This is a genomic window from Amycolatopsis ponsaeliensis (genome assembly GCF_030182635.1).
GTDB classification, from domain to species: Bacteria; Actinomycetota; Actinomycetes; order Mycobacteriales; family Pseudonocardiaceae; genus Amycolatopsis; species Amycolatopsis ponsaeliensis.
Genome location: NZ_JAPZLD010000131.1, coordinates 1 through 418, shown reverse-complemented (window position 1 = coordinate 418; position 418 = coordinate 1). Strand labels below are relative to the sequence as shown.

At 67.7% G+C, this 418-nt stretch carries 1 protein-coding gene; it reads right to left on the bottom strand.

Annotated elements, in window-relative coordinates:
• Positions 1–21: 21 nt before the first annotated feature.
• Positions 22–418 (bottom strand): transposase (locus QQ657_RS56535; RefSeq protein WP_284750753.1); only part of this gene is annotated, 397 nt, incomplete at its 5' end.

The following is a 418-nucleotide window of genomic DNA, read 5'->3' as shown; positions in this document are numbered from 1 at the left end:
GGTTGTTGCCGGGTGGTGCTCTCAGGCGGCGGGTTCGAGACTGACGGTGTAGCCCTGGGCTTGGAGCTTGGCAACGAGCCGCCGGGTCTCGGCGTGGGGATCGATGCGGCGAGTGTGGTAGTCGGCGCCGAGGTCGTGATAGCCACGGCCGGTGGCCAGGACGTGCCAGATGATGATCGAAAGTTTGTGTGCGACGGCGATGATGGCTTTCTTCTTCGCCGCCGGGCTGCGGAACCCACCGAACCGGCGGACGTGGCGGCGGTAAAGAGTCTGCAGATAGCCGGGGTGACGCACGGCTGCCCAGGCACACTCGACCAGCATCGCCTGCAGCCGCGGGTTGCCCTTGCGGCGTTTGCCGTGGTGGCGCTTGCCTGCGGATTCGTGGTTGCCCGGGCACAGCGCCACCCAGGAGGCCAGG